Below are 10,983 nucleotides of genomic sequence, written 5' to 3'. Positions count from 1 at the left end.
GGCTTGAATCCGTGGGCAACCCGGCAGGACGCCGGGTTAGCCGCCCCGCGCCATGGATGGCGCGTGGCGGCGGCCCACGGATTCAAGCCTGCGTGCGGGCACACCGAGCCGGAGGCGAGGTGCCGAGTGGAGGGGCAAGAGCCTTTTGGTTACTTTTGGGCTCCTTTCAAAAGTGACCCGCCGTAAGGGCGGAACCAATACCACCCACCACCACAGAAATGGATATGTACCCCACACCCGCGTAAACTGCCGCCCTTCCAGCAGCCCACCCCACCCGCTGCACACTCATTTCCTTCAAAGGTGCCCGCCATGCCTTGGCTGCAAGTCCGTCTCGCCATCAGCCCAGAACAAGCCGAAACCTACGAAGACGCGTTCCTCGAAGTCGGCGCCGTCTCGGTTACCTTCATGGACGCCGAAGACCAACCCATCTTCGAACCCGAACTCAACACCACCCCGTTGTGGTCCCACACCCACCTGCTGGCCCTGTTCGAAGACGGCACCGATGCCGCCGCCGTACTGGCCCATATGCAACTGCTCACCGGCGGCCCGCTGCCCGAGCACCACAGCGAAGTGATCGAAGACCAGGACTGGGAACGCAGCTGGATGGACAACTTCCAGCCGATGCGCTTCGGCCAGCGCCTGTGGATCGTGCCAAGCTGGCACGCCGCACCAGAGCCTGACGCGGTCAACCTGCTGCTGGACCCGGGCCTGGCATTCGGCACCGGCACCCACCCCACCACCGCGCTGTGCCTGGAATGGCTGGACGGCCAGGACCTGACCGACTGCAACGTGCTGGACTTCGGCTGCGGCTCGGGGATCCTGGCGATTGCCGCCCTGCTGCTGGGCGCCAAGGAAGCCGTGGGCACCGACATCGACGTGCAAGCCCTGGAAGCCTCTCGCGACAACGCCGGGCGCAACAACATCCCTGAAGGCAAATTCCCGCTCTACCTGCCGGAGCAACTGCCCCAGGTACAGGCCGATGTATTGGTCGCGAACATCCTCGCCGGCCCGCTGGTTTCCCTGGCGCCGCAGCTGTCGAGCCTGGTCAAGCCAGGTGGCCGCCTGGCCCTGTCGGGCATTCTCGCCGAACAAGGCGAAGACGTCGCGGCCGCGTATGCGCAGGATTTCGAGCTGGATCCGATCGCAAACCGTGATGGCTGGGTACGCATCAGCGGTCGTCGGCGCTAGAATGAGCGCTTGCCTGAATCGGATGGCCGCATGACCGACAGTTTCGTCACCCAGTGCCCACATTGCCAAGCCCGCTTTCGCGTCAGCCACGCTCAATTGAGCGTGGCCCGTGGTGTGGTTCGCTGCGGCTCATGCCTGCAAGTGTTCAACGCCGCCCGCCAGTTACTGGAGCAGCGCGCCAGCGCCCCTGCGCCGGAAGCTGAGCCGTCGGCCACAATTGAACCCGTCGCCGCGCCAGTGCCTGAGTCGCCGCGGGCAATCAGCCAGAAACAGTGGACCGCCGAAGAGCTGGACCTCGACAACCTGGACCTGGACGAAGAACTGGCCAAGCTGGAGCGCCGCGAGATTCAGCATACCCAGCCGTTGGGCGCGGAACGTCGCCAAGCCAGCACTGATCGCCGGCAAAAAGAAGAGGCCATCAGCGCCAGCCGCGACACCGTCAAGGCCGAGGAAGAAAAGTGGGCCGCCAGCCTGTTCAGCGAACCGCCCGAAGAACGCGCGCCAACGCCCGAAGATGAACCTGAACCGGCCAAAGCGCCTGCGACCAAGCCGCGCACCGAGCCGTCGATGTCGTTTCATATCGACGATGTCGACGACGAGCCGCCGCTGCGTTCAACCCCTGACGATGAAGACCTCGACCCGCCGTTCAGCCCCGTCGCCGACGACATGGACGAGCCCGAACCCGCAGAGCGTGCCCAGCCCCGTCGCAAGCGCGCACGCCCGGAAGCCAGTGTTCACGACGACGTACTCCAGGACCTCGAAGACGACCCACTGCACCTTTATGCGCAGAAACGCCCGTCTGGCTGGGGCCGGCGCCTGATCTGGACAGTTCTGGTCTTACTCGCCGCCGCCGGTCTGGCAGGCCAGTACATCGCCTACCAATTCGACGACCTGGCCCGCCAGGACGCCTACCGCCCGTGGTTCCAGCAACTGTGCCCGACACTCGGTTGCACCGTGCCATCACGGGTTGATATTGCCCACATCAAGAGCAGCAACCTGGTGGTGCGCAGCAACCCGGAATTCGCCGGGGCGCTGGTAGTGGATGCGATCATCTATAACCGTGCGACGTTCTCCCAGCCCTTCCCGCTGCTGGAACTGCGCTTTGCCGACTTGAACGGCAGCCTGATTGCCAGTCGTCGCTTCAAGCCCGCTGAATACCTGAGCGGTGAACTGGCCGGGGTGAGTGAAATGCCCTCGCAGACACCCATCCATATTTCCCTGGATATCCTCGATCCGGGCAATAAAGCCGTGAATTACAGCCTGAGTTTCCACTCGCCCGAGTGAACCGCTTCACGCACCAAGGTTTGACGGCGGATTCTTGACTGCGTCCTGCGCAACCAAACCGGTGGCGATAAAGAAATAACTGTTCAGATTTTATCCAATTCAGCCTTTATCCAGTCATCGAGAGCGGGTATCATGCCAACCCTTTTTCGAACTCTAATGATCCGGCCCCACAACAGGGAAGTCCTATGTCGGCGGTACGCATCGGCCCATACACATTGCAGAACGGCTTGATCCTCGCCCCGATGGCGGGCGTCACCGACCAGCCCTTTCGTCAGCTGTGCAAGCGTTTGGGCGCGGGTCTAGTAGTCTCGGAAATGGTCACCAGCGACATGAGCTTGTGGAACACCCGCAAATCGCGGATGCGCATGATCCACGAAGGTGATCCCGAGCCCCGCTCGGTACAGATCGCCGGTGGGGATGCACAGATGCTGGCAGATGCGGCCCGGGCCAATGTGGAACTGGGCGCGCAGATCATTGATATCAACATGGGCTGCCCGGCCAAGAAGGTCTGCAACAAGGCCGCCGGTTCCGCGCTGTTGAAAGATGAGCAATTGGTAGCCGAGATCCTGCAGGCCGTTGTCGCCGCCGTGGATGTGCCGGTTACCCTGAAGATTCGTACCGGCTGGGACCGGGACAACAAGAACGGCCTGACGGTGGCGAAGATCGCCGAACAGGCAGGCATTACAGCGCTGGCGATGCATGGCCGCACCCGCGCCGACCTGTACACCGGTGAAGCCGAGTACGACACCATTGCCGCGATCAAGCAGGCGGTGTCGATGCCGGTCTTTGCCAATGGCGACATCGACTCAGCCGAGAAAGCCCGGCGCGTATTTCACGCAACCGGTGCCGATGGCTTGTTGATTGGCCGGGCCGCCCAGGGGCGGCCATGGATTTTTCGTGAGATCGAACATTTCCTGCGTACTGGCGAAGTGTTGCCTGCACCGGAGTTGATCGAGGTGGAACGTATTCTGCTAGAGCATCTGGCCGCCCTGCACGCCTTCTATGGAGACGTGATGGGAGTACGTATTGCTCGCAAGCATGTCGGCTGGTATCTCGCAACCCTGCCGGGCGCCAGGGAGTTTCGCGCCCACTTCAATCGTTTGGATGATACGGAAGCACAGTGCGCCAACGTTCGTGAGTTCTTCTGCGAGCGTTACAAGAGCCTGGGGACAGGGGACGGAGAAGGGGTGGCCGCATGACGATGATGACCGAGACTTTAGTGAGTGGAACAACACCCGTGAGCGACAACGTCAATTTGAAACAGCACCTCAACACGCCGAGCGAAGAAGGCCAGACCCTTCGCGGGAGTGTCGAGAAGGCGCTGCACAATTATTTCGCCCACCTTGAGGGCGCTTCCGTCACGGACGTGTACAACCTGGTGCTCTCCGAAGTCGAAGCGCCGTTGCTCGAAAGCGTGATGAACTACGTCAAGGGCAACCAGACCAAAGCCAGTGAGCTGCTGGGCCTCAACCGTGGGACCTTGCGCAAAAAGCTCAAGCAGTACGATTTGCTGTAAGCATTCAATCAAACCAGAAAGGCGCCCGCGTAAAAAACGGTCGCCTTTTTTGCTGACTCCTTTGCTTTTGATGGAAATTGAAATGACCGACCAGACTACCCGCCTGCCGATCCGCCGCGCCTTGATCAGTGTCTCCGACAAGACCGGGATCCTCGAATTTGCCCGGGAGCTGGAAGCCCTGGGCGTGGAAATCCTCTCCACGGGCGGGACCTTCAAACTGCTGCAGGACAACGGCGTGGCCGCAGTGGAAGTGGCGGACTACACCGGTTTCGCAGAAATGATGGACGGTCGGGTCAAGACCCTGCACCCGAAAATCCACGGCGGCATCCTCGGCCGTCGCGGTATCGACGACGCCATCATGACCGAGCACGGCATCAAGCCGATCGACCTGGTGGCCGTTAACCTCTACCCATTCGAAGCCACCATCAACAAGCCAGGCTGCGACCTGCCGACCGCCATCGAAAACATCGATATCGGCGGCCCGACCATGGTTCGCTCGGCAGCCAAGAACCACAAAGACGTGGCCATCGTGGTCAACGCCAGCGACTACGCCAACGTACTTGAAAGCCTGAAAGCCGGCGGCCTGACCTACGCCCAGCGTTTCGACCTGATGCTCAAGGCCTTCGAACACACCGCCGCCTACGACGGCATGATCGCCAACTACATGGGCACCGTGAACCAAGCGGCTGAAACCCTGAGCACAGAAGGCCGCAGCCAGTTCCCGCGCACCTTCAACAGCCAGTTCATCAAAGCCCAGGAAATGCGCTACGGCGAGAACCCGCACCAGAGCGCGGCGTTCTACGTGGAAGCAAAGCCCGCCGAAGTCGGCATCGCCACCGCGACCCAACTGCAAGGCAAGGAGCTGTCCTATAACAACGTGGCCGACACCGACGCCGCGCTGGAATGTGTGAAGAGCTTCGTCAAGCCGGCCTGCGTGATCGTCAAGCACGCCAACCCGTGCGGCGTGGCCGTGAGCCCGGACGCTGAAGGCGGCATTCGCCAGGCCTACGAACTGGCCTATGCCACCGACACTGAATCGGCATTCGGCGGCATCATCGCCTTCAACCGTGAATTGGACGCCGAGACCGCCAAGGCCATCGTCGAGCGTCAGTTTGTCGAAGTGATCATCGCCCCGTCTGTCAGCGAAGAAGCCCGCGCCATTGTGGCCGCCAAAGCCAACGTGCGCCTGCTGACCTGCGGCGAGTGGTCGACTGACCGCGCCGCAGCCTGGGACTACAAGCGCGTCAACGGCGGCTTGCTGGTCCAGAGCCGCGACATCGGCATGATCGGCAGTGAAGACCTGAAAGTCGTGACCAAGCGTGCTCCGACCGAGCAAGAGATCAACGACCTGATCTTCGCCTGGAAAGTCGCCAAGTACGTTAAATCCAACGCCATCGTTTACGCCAAGAACCGCCAGACCATCGGTGTCGGCGCCGGCCAGATGAGCCGCGTGAACTCGGCGCGTATCGCCGCGATCAAGGCTGAGCACGCTGGCTTGCAGGTGCAGGGCTCGGTCATGGCATCGGACGCGTTCTTCCCGTTCCGTGATGGCCTGGATAACGCCGCGAAAGCTGGCGTGACCGCCGTGATCCAACCGGGTGGTTCGATGCGCGATGCTGAAGTCATCGCCGCGGCTGATGAAGCCGGCATTGCCATGGTCTTCACTGGCATGCGCCACTTCCGCCACTGATCCAATATTGCCTGGTGGGCACTGGCTTCTGTGGGAGCTGGCTTGCCTGCGATAGCATCACCTCGGGTCATCTGTTACACCGAGGCGCCAGCATCGCAGGCAAGCCAGCTCCCACAGAAAAGCAGCCCACAGTGCTCCCAAGAATTCAGCGTCATCCGAGGTTTTTGAAATGAATGTTTTGATCATTGGCAGCGGTGGCCGTGAACACGCCCTGGCCTGGAAAGTTGCCCAGGACCCACGCGTCCAGAAAGTGTTCGTCGCACCCGGCAACGCCGGCACCGCCATTGAAGCCAAGTGCGAGAACGTCGCCATCGACGTGCTGGCCCTTGAGCAACTGGCTGACTTCGCTGAAAAGAACGTCTCCCTGACCATCGTCGGCCCGGAAGTGCCACTGGTTGCAGGCGTCGTGGACCTGTTCCGCAGCCGTAACCTGGACTGCTTCGGCCCGACCGCCGGCGCCGCCCAGCTGGAAGGTTCGAAAGCGTTCACCAAGGACTTCCTGGCGCGCCACAAGATCCCGACGGCCGATTACCAGAACTTCACCGAGATCGAGCCGGCCCTGGCTTACCTGCGTGAGGTCGGTGCACCAATCGTGATCAAGGCCGATGGCCTGGCCGCCGGCAAAGGCGTGATCGTTGCGATGACCCTGCAGGAAGCCGAAGACGCCGTACGCGACATGCTCGCCGGCAATGCCTTTGGTGAAGCCGGTTCGCGCGTGGTGATCGAGGAATTCCTCGACGGCGAAGAAGCCAGCTTTATCGTCATGGTCGACGGCAAGAACGTACTGCCGATGGCCACCAGCCAGGACCACAAACGTGTCGGCGACGCTGATACTGGCCCGAACACCGGCGGCATGGGTGCTTACTCCCCTGCCCCAGTGGTCACCGCCGACGTACACAAGCGCGTGATGGACCTGGTGATCTGGCCGACCGTGCGTGGCATGGCTGACGAAGGCAATGTGTACACCGGTTTCCTCTACGCTGGCCTGATGATCGACAAAGCCGGCAACCCGAAAGTCATCGAGTTCAACTGCCGCTTCGGTGATCCGGAAACCCAACCGGTGATGTTGCGTCTGCAATCGAGCCTGGTGCTGCTGGTGGAAGCGGCCCTGGCCCAGGCGCTGGACAAGGTCGAAGCGCAGTGGGACCCGCGCCCGAGCGTTGGCATTGTGCTGGCAGCCGGTGGTTACCCGGCCGACTACGCCAAGGGCGACGTGATTGAAGGCCTGGACGCTGCTGCTACGCTGGAAGGCAAGGTGTTCCATGCGGGCACCGCGCTCAAGGACGGCAAAGTTGTAACCGCCGGTGGCCGCGTATTGTGCGCCACCGCGATGGGTGCCAGTGTCGACGCTGCGCAACAACAGGCGTACAAACTGGCTGCAAAAATCGACTGGAAAGGTTGCTTCTACCGCACGGACATCGGCTATCGCGCCATTGCCCGTGAACGCGGCGAGAACAGCTGAACAGCTACACTTGAGTAGCTATCCGTTCGGTTAGGTGAGGGCCCCAGGCCCTTGCCGTACACATGTCGCCCCGCGCATAGTTAACCCGTGCATCAACCTACGAAGGGATTTCGCCGTGCGCTGGCTCAGGATCGCCATAGGTTTCACAGTCAGCCTGCTGACCCTGCTCTGCTTGTTCCCGGCCCAGGCCGCCGCACAAGGCAGTGGTTGGGCGGTATTGCTTGATGAACAGGCCGACCTGCAGCTGAGCGACATCCGTTCCGCCCGCTACACCAATCAATTCAGCCCCATCGAACTGGACCGGATTACCGCCGCGGAGCCGGACGGTGCGTTGTGGGTACGTTTCAAGCTGCAACCCGGCAAGCACGAACAAGTGCTGCGGGTATTCGCCCCGGACCTTTCCCACCTGAGCCTGTATGTGCTCGATGGCGACACCCTGGTCGAACAGCAGAGCACCGGCACCCGCCAGCCCCAGGCGGAACGCCCGCTGCCCAGCAGTGATTTCATGCTGCCGATGCCCCAAAGCCAGCGGCCTCTTGAGGTTTACCTGCGGCTGGTCTCGGAACATGAGCTGCGCCCTTATATCACCCTGGAGCCGGCCGTATTGGCCGCCGCCGACCAGAACCAGACGCTGATCTACGGGCTGCTGTTCGGCGTGCTGTTGATGCTGATCCTGCACAACCTCACACGCTTCGCCTACCACCGCTCGCGCAGCAGCCTATGGCTCGCGGCCTGCGAATTTCTGTTGATGCTCAGCCTGGCGCTGCTGCTCAACCTGGTGGGGCCATGGCTGCCGGATTGGCACGCCATCCAGACTCCGGGGGCCTACCTCGCCCTCTTGCTCACCGCGCCGTGCGGGCTGATGTTTGCCTACCGTTTCTTCATGCCGCTGGGCGCGCACCCGCTGAACAAACTGTTGATGGCCGATATCCTGCTGATCGTGCTGTCCGGCTTGCTGCTGTTGTTCGTCAACACCTTGCCGCTGAACATCATCACCTACGCGCTGGTGGCCCTGGCCGGCCTGAGCATGCTGTTTGTCTCGGCCTACCACTGGCAGAAAGGCTATCGGCCGGCGCGCCTGTTCGTGGCGGCGATGGTGGTGTTCAACATCGGCACCTTGATCATCCTCCCGGCCCTGCTCGGCCTGACACTCGTGGCGCCGCAAGGCTTGATCGTCACCCTGCTCAGCTTTATCTGCCTCAGTGGCTTGCTGATGAGCCTGGCCCTGGGTGAGCGCCAGCGCGCCATTGTGGAGGCGCGCTTCAGCCTCAGCCGCGACCTGGCCGCCAGCAACGCCGAGATCGCCGCCAAGGCAGAGTTCCTGGCGAAGATCAGCCACGAAATCCGCACACCCATGAACGGTGTACTGGGCATGACCGAGTTGTTGCTGGGCACGCCGCTGTCGGTGAAGCAGCGCGACTACGTGCAGACCATCCACAGCGCCGGCAACGAACTGCTGACGCTGATCAACGAGATCCTCGACATCTCCAAGCTCGAATCCGGGCAGATCGAACTCGACGATGTGCAGTTCGACCTCAATGCGCTGATCGAAGACTGCCTGAGTATTTTCCGCGCCAAGGCCGAGCAACAGAACGTCGAACTGATCAGTTTTATCCAGCCCCAGGTGCCTCGCGTCATCAGCGGCGACCCGACGCGGTTGCGCCAGGCACTGTTGAGCCTGCTGGAAAATGCCCTGCAAAAAACCGATGAGGGTGAAGTGCTGATCGTCGTCGCCCTCGATGAGCGCAGCACCAAACCACGCCTGCGCATTGCCGTGCAGGACAGCGGCCTGCCGATGGAAACCGCCGAACGCGACGCGTTGCTGCACAGCGAATTGCACAGCAAGAATTTCCTCTCGGCCACGCGCCTGAGCGGCCACCTGGGGCTGGTGATTGCCCGCCAGTTGATCCTGTTGATGAACGGCGAGTTCGGCATCAAGAGCGGCAGCCACCAGGGCAGCACCCTGTGGTTGACCTTGCCGCTGGACCCGGAGCGCCTGGAACACCCGACCTCCGACCTCGACGGCCCCCTCAAAGGCGCGCGGGTGCTGGTGGTCGACGACAACGACACCTGCCGCAAAGTGCTGGTGCAGCAATGCACGGCGTGGGGCCTGAACGTCAGCGCCGTGCCATCGGGCAAGGAAGCCCTGGCGTTGCTGCGCACCAAGGCGCATTTGCGCGATTACTTCGACGTGGTGCTGCTCGACCAGAACATGCCCGGCATGACCGGCATGCAACTGGCGGCGAAGATCAAGGAAGACCCGAGCCTGAACCACGACATCCTGCTGATCATGCTCACGGGTATCAGCAACGCGCCAAGCAAGATCATCGCGCGCAACTGCGGGATCAAGCGCATCCTCGCCAAGCCCGTGGCTGGCTATACGCTGAAGACCACCCTGGCCGACGAACTCACCCAACGCAGCAAAGGTGGCGCGCCCCAGCGCCCGGCCATCAGCGCGCCGGCGGCCGTGACCGTGCCCAGTGATTTCCGCATTTTGGTGGCTGAAGACAACAGCATTTCCACCAAAGTGATTCGCGGCATGCTTGGCAAGCTCAACCTCAATCCGGACACTGCCAGCAACGGCGAAGAGGCGCTGGAGGCGATGAAGGCCCAACGTTACGACCTGGTGTTGATGGACTGCGAAATGCCGATCCTCGATGGTTTTTCCGCGACCCAGCAACTGCGCGCATGGGAGGTCAGCCACCAACGCATTCGCACGCCGGTGGTGGCGCTCACGGCGCACATTCTCTCGGAACATAAAGAACGCGCGCGCCAGGCCGGGATGGATGGGCACATGGCCAAGCCGGTGGAGTTGTCGCAGTTGCGTGAGCTGGTGGAGTTTTGGGTAGCGCAGCGTCAGCAGCGGCCTGAGCACGCCTCTTCCTGAGTTGAAATGGGCGATTGAGTTGTGTGGGTGTGTTGGGTGTCTTGGGTGTATATCTGTTATTTGAGTAGCGGCTGATTAGGGTTCCGCCCTTACGGCGGGTCACTTTTGGAAAAGAGCCCCAAAAGTAACCAAAAGGGCTCTTGCCCCTCCACTCGGCACCTCGCTTAAGCTCGGTGTGCCCTCACGCAGGCTTTGGAGCGTGGGCCGCCGTGACGGGCCATCCATGGCCCAACACGGCTAAGCCGGCGTCCTGCCGGGTTACCCACGCTCCAAAGCCTGCGTTCGGCCAGCGTGGTTAACGGGGCGCCTCAGATCAAGATCACAAGCAGGATCAAGATCAAGATCTACAGCACGGCGGCCTGAAAGCCGACCTGAGTGGTTGGATCAAGAGCGGATCAACAGCAAGGGCTGGTGTGACTGCCGAGGCCCGGTGGCCGCTCTAATCACTCAAGCCAAACTCGGTCAAATGTGGGAGCTGGCTTGCCTGCGATGCAGACACTTAGTTTTATCAGGCACACCCAGTTGATGCCATCGCAGCGGTGCGGCGATCCGACAAGCCAGCTCCCACAGAAAAGCAAAGCTGTGGTGTAGCAGTGAGCTGATACCTGAAGCCGAACCGGATTAAAAATGTGAGAGCGGGCTTGCTCGCGAATGCATTGTGTCATTTGATAGATTCCTTGGCTGACTCACCGCCTTCGCGAGCAAGCCCGCTCCCACATTTGGATCTCATTTCATCAGGTGGAAGTTGTGCCGCTCTGCTGTTGCCCTGCTTCTGCTTCAACCACTCAGGTCGGCTTTCAGGCCGCCGTGCTTTTGATCTGCTTGTGATCTTGATCTCAGGCGCCCCGTTAACCACGATGGCCGCACGCAGGCTTGAATCCGTGGGTAACCCGGCAGGACGCCGGGTTAGCCGCCCCGCGCCATGGATGGCGCGTGGCGGCGGCCCACGGATTCAA

General features: G+C 61.7%; 7 protein-coding genes. All 7 read left to right on the top strand.

All coding sequences use genetic code 11. The annotated features are described in order from the left end of the window. Window positions 1-309: 309 nt before the first annotated feature. The 7 genes from prmA to WBB95_RS09510 all read left to right on the top strand — a co-directional run bounded on the left by prmA (window position 310) and on the right by WBB95_RS09510 (window position 10,027). Complete coding sequence (gene prmA, locus WBB95_RS09540; protein WP_424487358.1) at window positions 310-1,188, top strand: 50S ribosomal protein L11 methyltransferase; 879 nt, start codon at window positions 310-312, stop codon at window positions 1,186-1,188. 30 nt (window positions 1,189-1,218) lie between these two features. Next, entirely contained in the window at window positions 1,219-2,472 is a 1,254-nt protein-coding gene (locus WBB95_RS09535; protein ID WP_424487357.1) for a DUF3426 domain-containing protein, read from the top strand. A gap of 185 nt (window positions 2,473-2,657) precedes the next feature. After that, on the top strand, window positions 2,658-3,671 hold the full coding sequence (gene dusB / locus WBB95_RS09530) for a tRNA dihydrouridine synthase DusB (RefSeq protein ID WP_424487356.1): 1,014 nt from the start codon (window positions 2,658-2,660) through the stop codon (window positions 3,669-3,671). After that, on the top strand, window positions 3,668-3,988 hold the full coding sequence (gene fis / locus WBB95_RS09525; RefSeq protein ID WP_002555375.1) for a DNA-binding transcriptional regulator Fis: 321 nt from the start codon (window positions 3,668-3,670) through the stop codon (window positions 3,986-3,988). The genes dusB and fis overlap by 4 nt, the downstream gene beginning before the upstream one ends. A gap of 82 nt (window positions 3,989-4,070) precedes the next feature. Continuing rightward, window positions 4,071-5,678, top strand: coding sequence for a bifunctional phosphoribosylaminoimidazolecarboxamide formyltransferase/IMP cyclohydrolase (purH, locus tag WBB95_RS09520; RefSeq protein WP_424487355.1), 1,608 nt, complete (start codon window positions 4,071-4,073; stop codon window positions 5,676-5,678). Between the two features lie 169 nt (window positions 5,679-5,847). Then, a complete protein-coding gene (gene purD / locus WBB95_RS09515) occupies window positions 5,848-7,140 on the top strand; it encodes a phosphoribosylamine--glycine ligase (RefSeq protein WP_424487354.1) in 1,293 nt (430 codons plus the stop codon). A gap of 115 nt (window positions 7,141-7,255) precedes the next feature. Beyond that, entirely contained in the window at window positions 7,256-10,027 is a 2,772-nt protein-coding gene (locus WBB95_RS09510; protein ID WP_424487353.1) for a response regulator, read from the top strand. The last annotated feature ends 956 nt before the right edge of the window (window positions 10,028-10,983 follow it).

The organism is Pseudomonas sp. (assembly GCF_049645325.1).
In the GTDB taxonomy this organism is placed as follows: domain Bacteria; phylum Pseudomonadota; class Gammaproteobacteria; order Pseudomonadales; family Pseudomonadaceae; genus Aquipseudomonas.
The sequence above is the reverse complement of the archived record's forward strand: the minus strand, read 5'-3'. Positions and strand labels throughout refer to the sequence as shown.

Excerpts from the sequence above, each read along its gene's own strand:
- prmA (WP_424487358.1), top strand. The coding sequence starts at position 310 with ATGCCTTGGCTGCAAGTCCGTCTCGCCATCAGCCCAGAACAAGCCGAA.
- WBB95_RS09535 (WP_424487357.1), top strand. The coding sequence starts at position 1,219 with ATGACCGACAGTTTCGTCACCCAGTGCCCACATTGCCAAGCCCGCTTT.
- dusB (WP_424487356.1), top strand. The coding sequence starts at position 2,658 with ATGTCGGCGGTACGCATCGGCCCATACACATTGCAGAACGGCTTGATC.
- fis (WP_002555375.1), top strand. The coding sequence starts at position 3,668 with ATGACGATGATGACCGAGACTTTAGTGAGTGGAACAACACCCGTGAGC.
- purH (WP_424487355.1), top strand. The coding sequence starts at position 4,071 with ATGACCGACCAGACTACCCGCCTGCCGATCCGCCGCGCCTTGATCAGT.
- purD (WP_424487354.1), top strand. The coding sequence starts at position 5,848 with ATGAATGTTTTGATCATTGGCAGCGGTGGCCGTGAACACGCCCTGGCC.